This is a genomic window from Stenotrophomonas sp. WZN-1, assembly GCF_002192255.1.
Taxonomy (GTDB): domain Bacteria; phylum Pseudomonadota; class Gammaproteobacteria; order Xanthomonadales; family Xanthomonadaceae; genus Stenotrophomonas.
Genome location: NZ_CP021768.1, coordinates 1985679 through 2003657 on the forward strand (window position 1 = coordinate 1985679; position 17979 = coordinate 2003657).

General features: G+C 68.0%; 15 protein-coding genes. All 15 read left to right on the plus strand.

Annotation, left to right across the window (positions count from 1 at the left end; all coding sequences use genetic code 11):
- The 15 genes from hisG (at position 1) to CCR98_RS09515 (ending at position 17975) form a co-directional block, all read left to right on the plus strand.
- Positions 1-912, plus strand: a complete 912-nt coding sequence (gene hisG, locus CCR98_RS09445) for an ATP phosphoribosyltransferase (RefSeq protein ID WP_087922386.1) — start codon at positions 1-3, stop codon at positions 910-912.
- Complete coding sequence (gene hisD, locus CCR98_RS09450; protein WP_087922387.1) at positions 909-2204, plus strand: histidinol dehydrogenase; 1296 nt, start codon at positions 909-911, stop codon at positions 2202-2204. Before hisG ends, hisD begins: the two co-directional genes overlap by 4 nt.
- Positions 2201-3295 (plus strand): histidinol-phosphate transaminase, encoded by a 1095-nt coding sequence (gene hisC / locus CCR98_RS09455; RefSeq protein WP_087922388.1) that lies wholly within the window; start codon positions 2201-2203, stop codon positions 3293-3295. Before hisD ends, hisC begins: the two co-directional genes overlap by 4 nt.
- Positions 3292-4365, plus strand: a complete 1074-nt coding sequence (gene hisB, locus CCR98_RS09460; RefSeq protein ID WP_087922389.1) for a bifunctional histidinol-phosphatase/imidazoleglycerol-phosphate dehydratase HisB — start codon at positions 3292-3294, stop codon at positions 4363-4365. Before hisC ends, hisB begins: the two co-directional genes overlap by 4 nt.
- Positions 4362-4964 carry an imidazole glycerol phosphate synthase subunit HisH gene (hisH, locus tag CCR98_RS09465; protein ID WP_024956882.1) on the plus strand — a complete coding sequence of 201 codons (603 nt, stop codon included), beginning with the start codon at positions 4362-4364 and terminating at the stop codon, positions 4962-4964. The genes hisB and hisH overlap by 4 nt, the downstream gene beginning before the upstream one ends.
- Positions 4961-5695: a 1-(5-phosphoribosyl)-5-[(5-phosphoribosylamino)methylideneamino]imidazole-4-carboxamide isomerase gene (hisA, locus tag CCR98_RS09470; protein WP_087922390.1), complete on the plus strand. Its 735-nt coding sequence runs from the start codon at positions 4961-4963 to the stop codon at positions 5693-5695. The genes hisH and hisA overlap by 4 nt, the downstream gene beginning before the upstream one ends.
- Positions 5689-6465: an imidazole glycerol phosphate synthase subunit HisF gene (hisF, locus tag CCR98_RS09475; protein WP_087922391.1), complete on the plus strand. Its 777-nt coding sequence runs from the start codon at positions 5689-5691 to the stop codon at positions 6463-6465. The genes hisA and hisF overlap by 7 nt, the downstream gene beginning before the upstream one ends.
- Positions 6455-7075, plus strand: coding sequence for a bifunctional phosphoribosyl-AMP cyclohydrolase/phosphoribosyl-ATP diphosphatase HisIE (hisIE, locus tag CCR98_RS09480; RefSeq protein ID WP_087922392.1), 621 nt, complete (start codon positions 6455-6457; stop codon positions 7073-7075). Before hisF ends, hisIE begins: the two co-directional genes overlap by 11 nt.
- A 98-nt stretch (positions 7076-7173) precedes the next feature.
- Positions 7174-8763 (plus strand): calcineurin-like phosphoesterase family protein, encoded by a 1590-nt coding sequence (locus CCR98_RS09485; protein WP_087922393.1) that lies wholly within the window; start codon positions 7174-7176, stop codon positions 8761-8763.
- A 34-nt stretch (positions 8764-8797) separates the two neighbouring features.
- Entirely contained in the window at positions 8798-9082 is a 285-nt protein-coding gene (locus CCR98_RS09490) for a hypothetical protein (protein WP_005409434.1), read from the plus strand.
- A gap of 84 nt (positions 9083-9166) precedes the next feature.
- Positions 9167-10189, plus strand: a complete 1023-nt coding sequence (locus CCR98_RS09495; RefSeq protein ID WP_087922394.1) for a glucokinase — start codon at positions 9167-9169, stop codon at positions 10187-10189.
- A gap of 51 nt (positions 10190-10240) precedes the next feature.
- Positions 10241-11239, plus strand: a complete 999-nt coding sequence (locus CCR98_RS09500; RefSeq protein WP_087922395.1) for a N(4)-(beta-N-acetylglucosaminyl)-L-asparaginase — start codon at positions 10241-10243, stop codon at positions 11237-11239.
- Positions 11236-11967, plus strand: coding sequence for a copper homeostasis protein CutC (locus CCR98_RS09505; protein ID WP_087922396.1), 732 nt, complete (start codon positions 11236-11238; stop codon positions 11965-11967). Before CCR98_RS09500 ends, CCR98_RS09505 begins: the two co-directional genes overlap by 4 nt.
- A gap of 354 nt (positions 11968-12321) precedes the next feature.
- On the plus strand, positions 12322-15279 hold the full coding sequence (locus tag CCR98_RS09510) for a TonB-dependent receptor (protein WP_087922397.1): 2958 nt from the start codon (positions 12322-12324) through the stop codon (positions 15277-15279).
- A gap of 194 nt (positions 15280-15473) precedes the next feature.
- On the plus strand, positions 15474-17975 hold the full coding sequence (locus tag CCR98_RS09515) for a heavy metal translocating P-type ATPase (RefSeq protein ID WP_087922398.1): 2502 nt from the start codon (positions 15474-15476) through the stop codon (positions 17973-17975).
- Positions 17976-17979 lie beyond the last annotated feature (4 nt).

Consider the following 17979-nt stretch of genomic DNA (forward strand, 5'->3'; position numbering starts at 1 on the left):
ATGAGTGCAACCCAGGCAGCGCCGGCACGAGACCGGTTGCGTATCGCCATCCAGAAGAGTGGCCGGCTGGCCGAACCCGCCCGCAACCTGCTCAGCGCCTGCGGCCTGAGCTGGCGCGAGAGCCGCGACAAGCTGTTCTGCTACGGCGAATCGCTGCCGGTGGACCTGCTGCTGGTGCGCGACGACGACATCCCCGGGCTGATCGCCGATGGCGTCTGCGACCTCGGCATCGTCGGCCGCAACGAACTGGATGAGCAGGCCGCAGCGCGTCGCCAGATCGGCCTGCCGAATGCCTACCAGGCGCTGCGCGGGCTGGGCTTCGGCCAGTGCCGGCTGATGCTGGCGGTGCCCGAGGATTGGCAGTGGCAGGGTCCGGCGCAGCTGGCCGGCACCCGCATCGCCACCAGCTACCCGGCCATCCTCAAGCAGTGGCTGGCCGAGCAGGGCGTGGACGCACAGGTGGTCGAGCTGTCCGGTTCGGTGGAAATCGCCCCGCGCCTGGGCACCGCCGACCTGATCTGCGATCTGGTCTCCAGCGGCGCCACGCTGCGTGCCAACCAGTTGACCCCGGTGCACAACCTGCTCGACAGCGAAGCGGTGTTGGCCGGCGCGGTGCGCGTGCCGGATGATGCACGTGCATCGCTGCGCGCGATGCTGCTGCGCCGACTCGACGGCGTGGTGCAGCGCCAGGACCGCAAGCTGCTGATGTTCCGTGCGAGCGAAGATCGCGTCGACGCGCTGGCGCAGCTGCTGGCCGATGCCGAGCCGCTGGTTCGGTTGCCGGCCGATGGCGGTGCGCTGCGCCTGCAGACCATGTGCCCCGGCCCGCTGAGCTGGCAGCGCATGGAGGAACTCGAGCGCGCGGGTGCGCAGGGCCTGATGGTACTGAGCGTGGAGCGGTCGCTGGCATGAACCGTCTGATCTGGTCCCGACTTGATGAGGCTGCGCGCAGCGCGGCGCTGACTCGCCCGGTGCAGACCGTGGCGCAGCAGACCCGCGATGCGGTGGCGGCCCTGATTGCACAGGTGCGCGCGCTGGGCGACGACGCACTGCGTGCAATTACTGCACGTTTCGATGGTGTCGCGCTGGCCTCGTTTGAAGTGTCCGAAGCCGAATTCGCCGCTGCTGAAGCGGCCGTGCCCGCCGAGCTGCGCCAGGCGATGGTGGACGCCGCCGAGCGCATCGCACGCTTCCACGCCGCCGGCATGGGTAAAGGCTATGCAGTTGAAACCGCGCCGGGCGTGGTCTGCGAACGCATGCTGCGTCCGATCGGCCGGGTGGGCCTGTACGTACCGGCCGGCAGCGCGCCGTTGCCGTCCACCGCGTTGATGCTGGGTGTTCCGGCGCAGTTGGCCGGTTGCCCGCAGGTGGTGCTGTGCACGCCGCCGCGCGCCGACGGTAGCGCCGATCCGGCGGTGCTGGTAGCCGCGCGCCTGACCGGCGTGCAGCGCGTGTTCAAGCTGGGCGGCGCGCAGGCGATCGCCGCGATGGCCTATGGCACGACCAGCATTCCGGCCTGCGACAAGCTGTTCGGGCCCGGCAACAGCTTCGTCACCGAAGCCAAGCAGCAGGTCGCACAGGACGGCGCCGCCGCCATCGACATGCCGGCTGGTCCCTCCGAAGTACTGGTGATCGCCGATGCCGGCGCCAATCCGGCATTCGTTGCCGCCGACCTGCTGTCGCAGGCCGAGCATGGCCCCGATTCGCAGGTGCTACTGCTGACCGACGATGCCGCGATGCTGGCCGCGGTTGAATCTGAAGTGGAGCGCCAGGTGGCCCTGCTGCCGCGCCAGCAGATCGCACGCCAGGCGCTGTCTGCCTCGCGGCTGATCCAGGTCGATTCGCTGGACGAGGCCTTCGCGATCAGCAACCGTTATGCGCCCGAGCACCTGATCCTGGCGTTGCGCGAGCCGCGCGACTGGCTGGACCAGGTGCAGGCCGCCGGCTCGGTGTTCCTCGGCGATTACACGCCCGAGGCACTGGGAGACTATTGCAGCGGCACCAACCACGTGCTGCCCACCGCGGGTGCCGCACGTGCCTACAGCGGTGTCAGCGTGGCCAGCTTCCAGAACCTGATCAGCGTGCAGAGCGCCAGCGCTGCAGGATTGGCGGCCATCGGCGGCTGCGCACGCATCATCGCCCGCGCCGAAGGCCTGGATGCGCACGAGCGTGCAGTGGCCCTGCGCATGGAGGTGGCAGCATGAGCGCGGCTATCGATGATGTGCTGGCCCTGGTGCGTCCGGACCTGCAGGCCTTCGCCGGCTACAGCTCGGCGCGCAGTACGGCGGTGCAGGGCGAGGTCTGGCTGAACGCCAATGAGTCGGCCTGGGCCAATCCCGCTGATGTCGCAGGCAGCAGCCGGCGCTATCCGGAACCGCAGCCGTTGGCATTGCGCGAGGGACTGGCGGAGCTGTACGGCGTGACGCCGCCGCAGCTGCTGATCGGTCGCGGCAGCGACGAAGCCATTGATCTGCTGGTGCGCGCGCTGTGCGTGCCGGGCCGCGATGGCGTACTGGTCACGCCGCCGGTGTTCGGCATGTACGCCGTCTGCGCACGCCTGCAAGGGGCTGCACTGATTGAGGTGCCCCTGGTGGACAGCGAAGATGGCCTGCGCGCCGATCTGGATGCGGTGATCGACACCGCCAAGGCACGCAATGCCACGCTGGTGTTCCTGTGCGCACCGTCGAACCCGGCCGGCAGTGACATCGCCCTGGACGAGGTCGAACGCGTGGCGGTTGCGTTGCGCGGGCAAGCGCTGGTGGTGGTGGACGAGGCCTATGTCGAGTACGCGCAGCGCCCGTCGGCGACCACGTTGCTGGCCGCGCACGCCAACCTGGCGGTGCTGCGCACGCTGTCGAAGGCGCACGCACTCGCGGCCGCCCGCGTTGGCACCCTGATCGCTGCCCCGGAGCTGATTGCCGTGCTGCGTCGCTGCCAGGCGCCGTACCCGGTGCCGACGCCGTGCGCGGAGCTGGCCGTGCAGGCACTGCAGCCGGCCGCACTGGCACGTACCGCCGAGCGCGTGGCCACGGTCATCGCCGAGCGCGAACGCCTGTTCGCGGCGCTGCCGGGCCTGCCCGGCGTTCGTCGCGTGTACCGCTCGGCCGGCAACTACCTGCTGGTCCGCTTCGCCGATGCCCAGGCCGCGTTCGATACGCTGCTGGCTGCGGGCGTAGTGGTGCGCGACCAGCGCGCCGCGCCGCAGCTGGGTGATGCGCTGCGTATCAGCATCGGCAGCCCCGAAGAAAATGACCGCGTGCTTGCGGCCCTGTCGGCGCGGAGGGCCGCAGCATGACCCCGATCCTGTTCATCGACCGCGACGGCACCCTCATCGAGGAGCCGTCCGATTTCCAGATTGACGCCTACGAGAAGCTGCGCTTCGTGCCGCAGGTGATCCCGGCGCTGCTGAAGCTGCGGGATGCCGGCTACCAGTTCGTGATCGTCACCAATCAGGATGGCCTCGGCAGCGACAGCTACCCGCGCGCCAGCTTCGATGGTCCCAACGACCTGATGCTGCAGATCTTCGAGAGCCAGGGCATCACCTTCCGTGACGTGCTGATCGACTGCAGCTGGCCGCAGGACAATGCGCCGACCCGCAAGCCAGGCATCGGCCTGATGACCGCCTACCTGCAGGACCGCAGCATCGACTGGGCGCGTTCGGGCATGGTCGGCGACCGCATCACCGACCTGCAGTTCGCCGACAACCTCAACATCCGTGGCTTCCAGCTGCGCACCGAACAGTTCGGTGGCGAGTGGGACTGGCCGGGCATCGCCCACGCGCTGGCCGATGCGCCGCGTACTGCCGTGGTCCTGCGCAACACCAAAGAGACGAAGATCCGCGTCGAACTGGATCTGGACCGTGCCGGTGATGCGCGCATCGCCACCGGACTGCCGTTCTTCGACCACATGCTGGAACAGATCGGCAAGCACGGCGGGTTCGCCCTGGACATCCAGGCCGAGGGCGATCTGCACATCGACGAGCACCACACCATCGAGGACACCGGGCTGGCCCTGGGCCAGGCCCTGCGCGAGGCGCTGGGCGACAAGCGCGGCATCGGCCGCTACGGCTTCACCCTGCCGATGGACGAGACCCTGGCCAGCGCTGCACTGGATTTCAGCGGCCGCCCTTATTTCGTGTTCGAGGGCGAGTTCAAGCGCGAGCGCGTGGGCGACATGCCGACCGAGCTGGTGCCGCACTTCTTCCGTTCGCTGTGTGATGCCAGCGGCCTGAACCTCAACCTGCAGGTGCGTGGCGACAACGATCACCACAAGGTCGAGGCCTGCTTCAAGGCGCTGGCGCGCGCGCTGCGCCCGGCGCTGGCCCGGCAGGGCACGGCACTGCCGAGTACCAAGGGGGCGTTGTGAGCGATGTTGCGCTGATCGATGCCGGTGGTGCCAACCTGGGCTCGGTGCGCTACGCACTGGAGCGCCTGGGCGCGACGGTGCGACTGGTGCGCGATGCGGACGGTCTGGTCGGTGCGCAGCGGGTGATCCTGCCCGGCGTCGGCGCCGCGGGTCCCGGCATGCAGCGCCTGCACGCGCAGGGCCTGGTGGAACCGCTGCAGCGACTGGAGGTGCCGCTGATGGGCATCTGCCTGGGCATGCAATTGCTGTTCGAACGCTCCGAGGAGGCCGGCGTCGAGACACTGGGCTTGATTCCCGGCGTCGTGCGCAAGCTGGTGCCGGCCTGTGGCATCCGTGTGCCGCACATGGGCTGGAACCGCTTGCTCCCGCTGCGCGAATCGCTGCTGCTGCGCGGTGTGCCGGAGCGCGCCAGCGCCTACTTCGTGCACAGCTATGCGGCGCCACTCAATACCCACACTGTCGCTGCCTGCGACCACGGTGGCCTGTTCACCGCCGTGGTGGAGCAGGGGCGTTACTACGGCGCGCAGTTCCACCCCGAGCGCTCCGGCGAGACCGGTTCGCTGATGCTGCGCAACTTCCTCGAGGGCACTGCTGCATGAGTTTCATCGTCTACCCCGCGCTGGATATCCGCGACGGCCGCGTGGTGCGGTTGCGCCAGGGCGACTACGCCCAGGAAACCTCGTATGGCGACGACCCGCTGCCGCGCGCACAGGGCTTCGCCGCACAGGGCGCGCAGTGGATGCATCTGGTCGACCTGGACGCCGCACGTGCCGGTGGCTACACACTGGCGCCGCTGTTGGCATCCATTCGTGCGCAGACCCCGCTGCAGGTGCAGACCGGCGGTGGCGTACGTGGCCGTGACGACGTGGCACGCATCCTCGACGCTGGCGCCGGCCGCGTGGTGGTCGGTTCGCTGGCGGTGCGCCGCCCCGACGAAGTGGTCGGCTGGCTGGGGGAGTTCGGCGCCGAGCGCATCACCATCGCGCTGGATGCCCGCCAGGATGCCCAGGGCCAATGGCAGCTGCCGGTGCACGGCTGGACCGAGAATGCCGGCGTGACCCTGGATGACCTGGCCCAGCGTTATGCGCGTGCCGGCATGCGCCACCTGTTGTGCACCGACATCGCCCGCGACGGCATGCTGGCCGGGCCCAACATCAGCCTCTACCAGCACCTGTCGGCGCTGCTGCCCGGCGTGGCGGTGCAGGCCTCCGGTGGCATCCGTGACGTGGCCGATGTGGCCGAGGCGCGTGCTGCCGGCTGCGGTGGTGCCATCCTCGGCAAGGCCCTGCTGGAGCAGCGCATGGACCTGAGCGGGGCGCTGGCATGTTGAGCCGCCGCATCATTCCGTGCCTGGACGTGCGCGATGGCCGCGTGGTCAAGGGCGTGCGCTTCCGCGACCACATCGACATGGGCGACATCGCCGAACTGGCACAGCGCTACCGCGACCAGGGCGCGGACGAGCTGGTGTTCTATGACATCGGCGCCAGTCCCGAGGCACGGTCGGTTGACGTCGCCTGGATCGAGCGCATCGCGCGCCTGATCGACATTCCGTTCTGCGTGGCCGGTGGCATCGACAGCGTGGAAACCGCGCGCCGCGTGCTGTTCGCCGGTGCCGACAAGGTGTCGATCAATTCGCCGGCGCTGGGCCGGCCGGAGCTGATCACCGAGCTGGCGGACGAGTTTGGCGTGCAGTGCGTGGTTGTGGGTGTCGACTCGGTACGCGAAGCGGACGGCCAGTGGCGGGTACGCCGTTTCAGTGGCGACCCGGACAAGACCCAGGCGGTACCGCTGCGGACGCTGGACTGGATTGTCGAAGCGCAACGGCGTGGCGCTGGCGAGATCGTGCTGAACTGCATGGACAGCGACGGTGTGCGCCGTGGCTACGATGTCGTGCAGTTGCAGCAGGCGCGGGCCCTGTGCCAGGTGCCGCTGATCGCCTCCGGCGGTGCCGGTGCAATGGAACACTTCGCCGAGGCCTTCGACCAGGCCGACGTCGACGGCGCGTTGGCGGCCAGTGTGTTCCACAGCGGCGCCATCGCCATTCCGGAATTGAAGCGCTACCTGCGCGGACAGCAGATCGAGGTGCGGGATGTCTATTGAAGTGAGGCCATCGCTGGATGCGCTGCAGGCGCTGGACTGGGGCAAGGGCGACGGCCTGCTGCCGGCCGTGGTGCAGGATGCCGATACCTTGCAGGTGCTGATGCTGGGCTATGTCAGTGCCGAATCGCTTGCGGCCACGCTGGCCATCGGCCACATGACCTTCTTCAGCCGCAGCAAGCAGCGGTTGTGGACCAAGGGCGAGCAGTCCGGCAACGTGCTGGCGGTGCAGTCGATCCGTGTCGACTGCGATGCCGACACGCTGCTGGTGATGGCACGCCCGGCGGGGCCAACCTGCCACACCGGTGCCGAGAGCTGTTTCGACCAGGCGCCGAAGGATTTCCTGGGCGGACTGGGCCAGCTGGTGGCCATGCGCGAGGCGCAGCGCCCGCCCGGCAGCTACACGACGAGCCTGTTCGAAGGCGGCATCCGCCGCATCGCACAGAAGGTGGGCGAGGAGGGCGTGGAGACCGCCTTGGCGGCGGTGGCGCAGGACGATGCGGCGCTGCTGGGCGAGGCTTCGGACCTGCTGTACCACCTGCTGGTGCTGCTGCGCGCGCGCGGGCTGTCGCTGGATGATGCGCGGGCGGTGCTGGAAAAACGCCATCGTTGAGGAAGGCGTGCGGACCAACGGTCCGCACCCACCTCTGCAATGCAGCCGAGCATGGCTCGGCTCTACAATAGGGGGTCTTCCTCTTTCCCGGACCGCCCATGAAACTGCCTGCCGCGTGGCTGTGCTGCCTGTTGCTGACCTCGCCGGCCTGGGCCGCGGATACCGTGGTCAGCGGCAAGGTCTATCTGGAGCGCGACGGCCGGCCGGGTCGCGGCGCGACCGATCCGGGGCTGGCCGGGGTGCAGGTTTCCAACGGCGAAACCATCGTCAAGACCGCCGCCGACGGCAGCTACAGCCTGCCGGTGCGTGACGGCCAGACCGTGTTCGTGATCAAGCCCGATGCGTATTCGTTCCCGAAGGCGGCGGACGGCCTGCCCTCGTTCTGGCGCCATTACCGCCCGAACGGCTCGCCGGCGCTGAAGTACGGTGGCATCGCCGCCACCAGCGATGTCACCCGCAACTGGGATTTCGCCCTGCAGTCGGACCGCCATGACAGCCGCCGCGGTTTCCAGATGCTGGTGTTCACCGATTCGCAGACTGCCAGCCTGAAGGACATCGGCTATTACCAGCAGTCGATCGTGGCGCCGCTTGTCGGCCAGGCCAAGGCGCGCATGGGCACCACCCTGGGCGACATCGTCAACGACGACCTGGCCCTGTATCCGGCGATCAACAAGGTCACAACCGAGCTTGGCGTGCCGTGGTTCCACGTGCCGGGCAACCACGACCTCGACTTCGATGCGGCCAGCGACGAACACTCGCTGGATAGTTGGCGCAACATCTACGGCCCGGACACCTACGCGGTGGAAGAGGGCGGCGCCAGTTTCGTGTTCCTGGACGACGTGGTGTACGACCCCAAGGCCAAGCCGAAGTACATCGGCGGCCTGCGCGAAGACCAGTTCGCTTTCCTTGCCAGCTACCTGAAGGGCCTGCACAAGGACCGCCTGCTGGTACTGGGCATGCACATCCCGCTGTTCGACGCGGCGCCGGGGCGCGAGACTTTCCGTCATGTCGACCGCCAGCGCCTGTTCGACCTGCTGAAGGACTTCCGCAACGTGCTGGTGCTCAGCGGACACAGCCACACCCAGCAGCACGTCTACCACGGCAAGGCCGAGGGCTGGAACGGCGACAAGCCGCTGCACGAATACAACGTCGGTGCCAACTGCGGTGCGTTCTGGTCGGGAGTGAAGAATGCCGCTGGCGTGCCGGACAGCACCATGAGCGACGGCACGCCGAAGGGCTATGCATTGCTCGACGTGGCCGGCAACGGCAGCTATCGCCTGCAGTACCGGGTGGCAGGCAAGCCGGCCAGCGAGCAGATCGGCCTGCATGCGCCGAAGGTACTGCGGCAGGGGGCCTATCCGGCGTGGGGTGTCTACGCCAACGTCTACATGGGTGAGGACGCCAGCGTGGTCGAGTACCGCGTCGATGGCGGCGCCTGGCAGCCGATGAAGCAGGTCAGCCAGCCCGATCCGCGCCTGATGGTGGAGAACGTGGCCGACGATCTGGCTGACAGCCTGCGCGGCTACGACCGCTCGCCGGAGGCCACTGCGTCGCCGCACCTGTGGCGTGGCGCGCTGCCGACCGATCTGGCGGTGGGCGGCCACAAGGTCGAGGTACGCTCCACCCAGCCTGATGGTGCAGTGTTCACCGCCAGCACCAGCTACAGCCTGCAGACTGCCCAGCCCTGACCTCCGCGTCACTGCTCCAGCGAAAGGACCCCGCATGGATATCCGCTTCATGGCCGGCACCACGCCGGTGACCCTCAGTCGCCACTGGTTCACCGGCGCGATGCTGCTGCAGAGCGCCACCGAGAAGGTCTGGGTGCAGCACCCGCTGCATCCGGGCACCCACTTCTCGTTCTCGCTGGTACAGTCGTGGCTGCGCCACATCGCCGGCCACGAAGTGCTGGTCGAGCGCACCCGGCCGTTGTTGTTCGCCGGCTTTCGCCCGCAGCGCCTGCGCGTGCTGGTGGATGGGGTGCAGGTGGCCGAACAGGAAGGCATGTAGGCCAACCTGAACCACCGGCGCGCTAGGCAAAGCCGTCCCGATGCCTGAGAATCGGGGCGATTCAATCGATCCAAGCAGGCCAGCGTGACCATCGCAGCAGCGTCCCCGGTTTCCTCCGACTCCGCCCGCGGCGGTCTTCCGCGCCATCTGGTGGTCGCCGACGTTGGCGGCACCTTCGCCCGCCTTGCGCTGGCTGAAACCCGATCCGGCCAGGCGCCCCTGCTGGGCAGCCATCGCACCTATGCCTGCGCCGAGCATCCCAGCCTGGCCGCGATCCTGGCCGATTTCACCGCTGGCCTTGGCCAGCCGGTGCAGACCGCGGTGGTCGCCATCGCCGGCCTGCTCGATGGCGATGTGCTGATCAATTCCAACCTGCCGTGGACGGTGACGCTGTCGGCCACCCGCACGCAGTCCGGGCTGCACGAGTTGCAGCTGATCAACGATTTCGAGGCGGTGGCGCTGGCCATCCCGTACCTGCAGCCCGACACGCTGGTGCCGCTGAACGGCGATGCTGATCCGGCGCAGGCGTTCCCCGCACTGGTGCTGGGCGCGGGCACCGGCCTGGGCGCCGCACTGCGCTTTGCCGATGGCGAGCGCCCGGTGCTGGCCAGCGAGATCGGCCATGCCGCGCTCGGCGCCGGCAACGCGCTGGAACTGCAGGTGCTGGGCAAACTGCTGCAGCGCTGGGCGCACGTGGACAACGAGCGCGTGCTTTCCGGTAGTGGCCTGATGAACCTGTATCCGTGCCTGTGCGAATTGCGCGGCGTCACCCCGGTGTGGACCAGCACCGAAGCACTGATCGGCGCCGCGCGCAGCGGCGAAGACGCGCTGGCGGTGGAAACGCTGCAGGTGTTCTGTGCCTGGCTGGGCAGCCTGGCCGGCGACGCGGCGATCGCCGTCGGCGCGCGCTCGGTGTACCTGGCCGGTGGCATTTCCGCGCATGTGCAGGATTTCCTGGCCGATGGCCGCTTCCGTGAGCGCTTCCTCAACAAGGGCGTGCTGACCGAGGTGCTGCGCCAGGTGCCGGTATGGCGCGTGGAGCATGGCCAGCTGGGCGTGCTCGGTGCAGCGGTCTGGCACGCCGCACGGCAGCCCGCGCACGACTGATCGGCAGGGCCGGCATCGGGCCGGCCGTGCATTGCAGACTGGGAGGGGACGATGGTGGATCGCAGGCAGTTCCTGCAGGCCGGCGCACTGGCCGCAGGCATGGCGGCTTTGCCGGGCGTGCAGGCGCGCACGCAGGGTGGGGCCAGGGTGGTTTCGACCTGGGACTTCGGCGTGCCGGCCAACCAGGCCGCATGGAAGGTGCTGGCGCAGGGCGGCAGCGCACTGGATGCGGTGGAAGCGGGCGCACGCTGGGCCGAGAGCGAGCTGTGCAACCCAACCGTCGGCCATTGCGGCAACCCGGATCGCGACGGCGTGCTGAGCCTGGACGCGAGCATCATGGACGGCGATGGCCGTTGTGGTGCAGTGGCCGCGCTGGTCGACATCCTGCATCCGGTGTCGGTGGCCCGCAAAGTGATGGAGAACAGTCCGCACGTGCTGCTGGTGGGCGAGGGCGCGCAGCAGTTCGCGGTGCAGCAGGGTTTCGAGCGCAAGCACCTGCTGACGCCGCAGGCTGAAGCCGCCTGGCGCGAGTGGTTGAAGACCGAGAAGTACCAGCCGCAGATCAATGCCGAGCGCCGTGGTATTCCCGGCAGCAGCGACAACCACGACACCATCGGCATGCTGGCACTGGATGCCAAGGGCCACCTGGCCGGTGCCTGCACCACCAGCGGCATGGCGTGGAAACTGCACGGCCGCGTTGGCGACAGTCCGATCATCGGTGCCGGCCTGTACGTCGACAACGACGTCGGCGCGGCCACTGCCTCGGGCGTGGGCGAGGAGATGATCCGCAACGCCGCCTCGTTCCTGGTGGTCGAGCTGATGCGCCAAGGGCGCTCGCCGGCGCAGGCGTGCCGCGAAGCGATCGACCGCGTGGTGCGCAAGCGCCCCGAAGCGAGCAAGACACTGCAGGTGTGCTTCCTGGCCATGAACAAGCAGGGCGAGGTGGGCGCCTACGCGTTGCATCGCGGCTTCGTCTACGCGGTCTGCGATGCGCAGCGCCAGGATGACCTACGTGATTCGCCGTCGATCTACACGAGCACCCAGGCGTGAGCACGCGGCGGACCCTGGAGATCGCCAGCAACTCGCTGGCTTCGGCGCTGGCCGCACAGGCTGGCGGCGCCGACCGCATCGAGCTGTTCGACAACCTGGCCGAGGGCGGCACTACCCCGTCGTTCGCCAGTATCGCGATGGCCCGCGAACGCCTGTCGATTCCGCTGTTCGTGCTGGTGCGGCCGCGCCCGGGCGACTTCCACTACGACGCGCTGGAAACCGAACTGATGCTGCGTGACATCGCGCAGTGCCGCGCGCTGGGCTGCGATGGCGTGGTGATCGGCGCGCTCGATGTGCAGGGCGGGATCGACGTGGCGCTGTGCCGCGAGCTGGTGCAGGCTGCCGGGCCGTTGCAGGTGACCTTCCACCGTGCCTTCGATGCCGCCCGCGATCTGCCGGCGGCGCTGGAGCAGGTGATCGGGCTGGGTTGCAAGCGCGTGCTGACCTCGGGCGGCCAGGTCAGCGCCGAGGCCGGTGCCGATGTGCTGGCGGGCCTGGTCAGCCAGGCGGCGGGACGTATTGCGGTGATGGCCGGCGCCGGATTGGCCCCGGGCAACATCGCAACCATTGCACGGCAGACCGGCTGCACCGAACTGCACGCCTCGGCCAAGGGCCTGCGGCGCTCGGCGATGCAGTTCCAGAACCCGGCTTTGCGTGGGCTGGACCCGGACTGGAGCCAGACCGCCACCGCCACTGTGGCCGCGCTGCGGCAGGCGCTGGACGCCTGATCGCAAGCCCCGGGTCGGATCCCTCCGCAGAAAGGGTCTGACCCTGTACGCCGGCCCGCCACGGACAAAATCGTTCCGCGCGCGTTTGTCGCAATCGTGTCATCACTTCGTGCGCTGTTCTCTCAGCGATATCACGCAACTCTTTGATTTTCATGACTGGCGAAGGCCATTGGCGGTATTCCGCTGCGTGTTGCTGCGTCGCCGCATGCCGGGCGTAGTTCAGCTGTGCTTTAGTTTGGATCGATCCACAGGGGAGGTGCCGCATCGGTCCTGAACCGATCCAGGCGCCTGGATCCGTCGTAGTGCCGCGCCACCACCCGTCCGTGCGTCCACACTTTCGAAGAGCAACCACCCATGGCTCAGATCGTCCGCAAGCGTCGTCACCTGCTGTCCCAGGCCCTGGTCCTGGCCCTGTTGCCCCTGGCGGCCAGCGCGCAGGAAACCGCCAGTTCGTCCACCAAGGATCTCGACGCGGTCACCGTCACCGGCTCGCGCATCAAGCGCGCCAGCGTCGAAGGTCCGGCGCCGGTCAACGTGATCACCGCCGCGCAGATCCAGAAGGAAGGCTTCGTCAGCGTGTACGACGCGCTGAAGACCCTCACCGAAGCCACTGGCACCGTTGAAGCCGCCTCGCAGTGGGGCTCGCACACGCCCAATGCCAGCGGCCTGAACCTGCGCGGGATGGGCCCGAACCGCTCGCTGCTGCTGGTCAACGGCCGCCGCGTGGCGGATTACCCGCTGCCCTACGGCGGCGAAACCAACTTCTCCAACTACGGCAACATCCCGGCCGCGGCGGTGGAACGCATCGAAGTGCTGACCGGTGGCGCCTCGGCCATCTATGGCTCGGATGCGATCGCCGGCGTGGTCAACGTCATCCTGAAGACCAACTACGACGGCGACGAAGTGCGCGTGCGCGGTGGCACCTCCACCGAAGGCGGGCGCGATACCTGGGATCTGTCCTGGGCCGGCGGCAAGACCGGCGATAACTGGAGCGTGACCTACGCACTGCAGTACACCAAGCGCGATCCGCTGTTCGGCCGTGACCGCCCGCAGATGGACGATGCCGACGATGCGCCGTACCCGTCCTGGAACATGGAACAGCGCAAGGTCGGATTCCGCCCGACGTCCGGCCTGGCGCTGATCGACCCCACCACCGGCCAGCGCCTGGCGCCGCCCACCGGCACCTGCGAGAAGTTCGATGGCGAGTACTACACCGCCGATCGACTGGTCTACAACTACGCCGCCAACACCATCAGCAACACCGGCCGCCTGTGCGGCATGAGCGCCGACTACGCCAACTGGCTGCTCACCGGCGGTGCCGAGAACGTGTCCGGCAACCTGTATGCCACCTTCGATTTCAGCAACGACCTGCAGGCCTGGACCAACCTGGCGGTGTACCGCTCCGAGGCGATCTGGGGCACCAATCCGCCCAGCGTGTCGCTGATCGACGATGACAACGGCTACTACTGGGATGCCAACCGCAACCGGCCGATCCTCGGCGTGCGCCAGTTCACTCCAAACGAGGTGGGCGGCCTGGACACGCTGCGTAACACCAACCGCGAACTGTCCTGGGACTGGAGTGCGGGCCTGCGTGGCCGCCTGGCCGACCGCTTCGACTGGAGCGCTACGGTGGGCCGTTCCTACTACCGCGTGGAAGAACGGCAGAACGTGGTCGACAAGCAGAAGTCGTATGACTACTTCCTCGGCCCACGTCTGGGCACCACCGCTGATGGTGAGGCGATCTACGCACTGAACGAAACGCGTTGGTGGAACCCGCTGACGCCGGACCAGTACTGGCAGATGGGGACCGTGGCGAAGAACCGGGCGTCCTCGTGGGTCAATCAGGCCTCGGCGGATATCACCGGCGAACTGTTCCAGGGCTGGGCCGGCCCGATCTCGTTCGCCGCCGTGGCCGAGGTTGCGCAGCAGGGCTATCACCTCAGCCCCGACCCGCGCGCCGGCATCGATTTCGACCTGCAGAACGTCGATCGCGGTGGCGGCGAGCGCACCCGCTATTCGGCCGGCGTCGAGTTCAAGATTCCGCTGCTGGACAGCGTGACCGCCACTGCGGCCGCGCGCTATGACCGCTATGGCAGCTACAAGGCCGACGACAGCAGCGAAGCCCTGGACATCGGCAGCCAGAAGGAAACCACCTGGAACGTCGGCCTGGAATGGCGTCCGATCGAAGCGCTGCTGGTGCGCGGCTCGTATGCCACCAGCTTCCATGCGCCGGACATGCACTACCTGCTGGGCCAGCCGAGCAGCTCCGAAGTGCAGACCTATGACCGCCTGCGCTGCATCCAGAGCGGTGCCTACCTGGTTAACAATTGCGGCGTCGGCAACACCGATGTCTGGTACACGTTCGACGTGAACCGGCGTGGAACGCCGCTGCTGCGTTCGGAGACCGGTGATTCGTGGACGGTGGGTTTCGTCTGGGACGTGATGCCGAACCTGTCGGTCAGTGCCGACTACTGGGCGATCAAGCTGGAAGACATGATCGTCGACGTCGGCGCCGACGAGGTGCTGGCCAGCGAAGCGGGCTGCCTGACCGGCAAGAACATGGACGGTACACCATGGGCCAATCCGGCTGGCGGCGAGTACTGCGCCGGCATCCTGGCCCGCGTGAACCGTGACAGCAACGGTCGACTGGTGTCGATCGAGCGCGGCCCGTTCAACCTGGCCAGCCGCGAAGTGCGCGGTATCGACCTGACCGCACGCTACCGGCTGGAGACCGCGCAGTGGGGCAGCTTCCAGCTGGGGGTGAACTACACCAACCAGATCTCGACCAGGGAACAGCGCTACGCCGCCGACCCGAACCCGGAACGACGCGACCGCGACCTGCGCAGCAAGCTGCGCGCAAGCCTGGCCTGGCAACGCGGCAACTGGAATGCCAACGTATATGCCGACCGCATTGGTTCGGTGCCGGGCGTGCGTTACCACTGGGGTACCGACCGCCTGGACAACCCCGGCGGCTGCCTGCCGTTCGCCGATGGCTACGTGCCCAGTGACAGTCCGTCGCTCAACTGCCTTGAGCCGGCGACGCGTCCGGACGGCTCGCCGAATCCGAACCCCAACGCCGGCCAGCAGACCTCACGTTACTACGGGCGGGTCGGGCCGTTCATCACCTGGAACTTCAACGTGGGCTACCAGGTGACCGAGCACGCCAAGGTCAATGTCTACGTCAACAACGTGTTCAATTCGGCCAGCTGGAACCACAAGGACCCGTACAAGCTGGACTACGATTTCGCCCCGACCCGGTTGCTGGGCGCGGTCGGCCGCGAGTTCGCGCTGGAGTACGTGTTCACTTTCTGAGAACGACATCGGTGGCGCCGGGCCTTGTACCGCCGGGCATGGCCCGGCGCTACCGGGCGTTGGTAGATCCATGCCATGCGTGGACGCGGGCACTTGGATGCCCATTCAGGAAATGAGGACAGGCTGGATTTGACCTTCCCACGATGGCAAGGTTTAGCCTGTCCGCATCCAGAAGGAATCCCGGGAATCCGATCATGAGCACGCCGCGCGCCGCTGCCGTCCCCGCCAGCCCCTCCACCATCAGCCTGCCCATCGAGGGCATGACCTGTGCCAGCTGCGTGGGCAGGGTCGAGGCGGCGCTGTCCAAGGTCGAGGGCGTGGGCAGTGTTTCGGTCAACCTGGCCACCGAACGGGCGGACATCCGTGCGTCCGGTCCGGTCGATCGCGCCGCGCTGATCCAGGCGGTGGAGCGGGTGGGCTACGACGTGCCCGCCGCCACCATCGAGCTGGCAGTGGAAGGCATGACCTGCGCCTCCTGCGTCGGCCGCGTCGAACGTGCACTGTTGGCCGTGCCAGGCGTCAGCCAGGCCAGCGTCAACCTCGCCACCGAGCGTGCCACGGTACGTGGCGTGGCCGACGTTGCAGCGCTGGTCGCCGCCATCGACAAGGCCGGCTATGACGCACGCGTGATCGAGGCGGGTGTGCAGTCCGATGACGAGGCCGCGGAAAAGAAGGATGCCGAGCGTGCGGAACTGAAGCGCGATCTGATCGTGGCCACCGCGCTGGCACTGCCGGTGTTCGTGCTGGAAATGGGCTCGCACCTGATCCCTGGCATGCACGAATGGGTGATGTCCACCCTCGGCGTGCAGGCCAGCTGGTACCTGCAGTTCGTGCTGACCGCGCTGGTGCTGGCCATCCCGGGCCGCCGCTTCTACCAGAAGGGCATCCCCGCGCTGCTGCGGCTGGCGCCGGACATGAACTCGCTGGTGGCGGTGGGCACTGCTGCAGCCTTTGGCTACTCGGTGGTGGCGACCTTCCTGCCGAAGCTGTTGCCGGCGGGCACGGTGAACGTCTACTACGAAGCAGCGGCGGTGATCGTCGCGCTGATCCTGCTCGGCCGCTTCCTTGAGGCGCGTGCGAAGGGCCGTACCTCGGAGGCGATCAAGCGCCTGGTCAACCTGCAGGCCAAGGTCGCCCACGTGGTCCGTGACGGTCGCAGCATTGATGTTCCGGTCAATGAAGTGCTGAGCGGCGACGTGGTGGAAGTGCGTCCGGGCGAGCGCGTGCCGGTCGATGGCGAGGTAATCGAGGGCCGCAGCTACATCGACGAGTCGATGATCAGCGGCGAACCGATGCCGGTCGAGAAGCAGCCGGGCAGCAGCGTGGTGGGCGGCACGGTCAACCAGAAGGGCGCACTGACCGTGCGAGCCACGGCGGTGGGCGCGCAGACCATGCTGGCGCAGATCATCCGCATGGTCGAGCAGGCCCAGGGCTCCAAGCTGCCGATCCAGGCGGTGGTCGACAAGGTCACGTTGTGGTTCGTGCCGGCGGTGATGCTGGCCGCACTGGCTACGTTCCTGGTCTGGTTGATCTTCGGCCCATCGCCGGCGCTGAGCTTCGCGCTGGTCAATGCGGTGGCGGTGCTGATCATTGCCTGCCCCTGCGCGATGGGCTTGGCCACGCCGACGTCGATCATGGTCGGTACCGGCCGTGGCGCCGAGATGGGCGTGCTGTTCCGCAAGGGTGAAGCACTGCAGCTGCTGAAGGACGCGCAGGTGGTGGCGGTGGACAAGACCGGTACGCTGACCGAAGGGCGCCCGCGCCTGACCGATCTGGAGATTGCTGCCGGCTTCGATCGCAACACGGTGCTGGCGGCAGTTGCCGCGGTGGAATCGCGCTCGGAGCATCCGATCGCCCGTGCCATTGTCGATGCAGCCACCGGGCAGGGCCTCGCGCTTCCGTCGATGATGGATTTCGAGTCGGTCACCGGCATGGGTGTGCGCGCCAGCGTAGAGGGCGCACGGGTAGAGGTCGGTGCCGATCGTTTCATGCGCGATCTTGGCGTGGATATCGCCGCGTTTGCAACGCTGGCGGCCGAACTCGGCACCCAGGGCAAGTCACCGCTGTATGCCTCCATTGACGGTCGCCTGGCCGCAATCATCGCGGTGTCCGATCCGATCAAGCCGAGCACGCCGGCTGCAATCGCGGCGCTGCACCAGCTGGGCCTGAAGGTGGCGATGATCACCGGTGACAATGCCGGCACCGCGCAGGCGATCGCACGCCAGCTCGGCATCGACGAAGTGGTGGCCGAGGTGCTGCCGGAAGGCAAGGTCGAGGCTGTGCGCCGGCTGAAGGCCACGCATGGCCACGTCGCCTTCGTCGGCGATGGCATCAACGATGCGCCGGCACTGGCCGAGGCCGATGTCGGCCTGGCCATTGGCACCGGCACCGATATCGCGGTGGAGTCGGCCGATGTGGTGCTGATGTCGGGCAACCTTCAGGGCGTGCCGAACGCCATCGCGCTGTCGAAGGCAACGCTGGGCAACATCCGGCAGAACCTGTTCTGGGCCTTCGCCTACAACACGGCGTTGATTCCGGTGGCGGCTGGCGTGCTGTACCCGGTCTGGGGCGTGCTGCTGTCGCCGGTGTTCGCTGCCGGTGCGATGGCGCTGTCCAGCGTGTTCGTGCTGGGCAACGCGTTGCGCCTGCGCCGCTTCCAGCCGCCGATGGCGGAAGCCCCCGCCGAGACCCATTGAAGGA

Coding starts and splice junctions, on each gene's coding strand:
- hisC (WP_087922388.1), top strand. CDS start 2,201: ATGAGCGCGGCTATCGATGATGTGCTGGCCCTGGTGCGTCCGGACCTG.
- hisA (WP_087922390.1), top strand. CDS start 4,961: ATGAGTTTCATCGTCTACCCCGCGCTGGATATCCGCGACGGCCGCGTG.
- hisIE (WP_087922392.1), top strand. CDS start 6,455: ATGTCTATTGAAGTGAGGCCATCGCTGGATGCGCTGCAGGCGCTGGAC.
- hisF (WP_087922391.1), top strand. CDS start 5,689: ATGTTGAGCCGCCGCATCATTCCGTGCCTGGACGTGCGCGATGGCCGC.
- CCR98_RS09515 (WP_087922398.1), top strand. CDS start 15,474: ATGAGCACGCCGCGCGCCGCTGCCGTCCCCGCCAGCCCCTCCACCATC.
- CCR98_RS09485 (WP_087922393.1), top strand. CDS start 7,174: ATGAAACTGCCTGCCGCGTGGCTGTGCTGCCTGTTGCTGACCTCGCCG.
- CCR98_RS09510 (WP_087922397.1), top strand. CDS start 12,322: ATGGCTCAGATCGTCCGCAAGCGTCGTCACCTGCTGTCCCAGGCCCTG.
- hisG (WP_087922386.1), top strand. CDS start 1: ATGAGTGCAACCCAGGCAGCGCCGGCACGAGACCGGTTGCGTATCGCC.
- hisD (WP_087922387.1), top strand. CDS start 909: ATGAACCGTCTGATCTGGTCCCGACTTGATGAGGCTGCGCGCAGCGCG.
- hisB (WP_087922389.1), top strand. CDS start 3,292: ATGACCCCGATCCTGTTCATCGACCGCGACGGCACCCTCATCGAGGAG.
- CCR98_RS09490 (WP_005409434.1), top strand. CDS start 8,798: ATGGATATCCGCTTCATGGCCGGCACCACGCCGGTGACCCTCAGTCGC.
- CCR98_RS09500 (WP_087922395.1), top strand. CDS start 10,241: ATGGTGGATCGCAGGCAGTTCCTGCAGGCCGGCGCACTGGCCGCAGGC.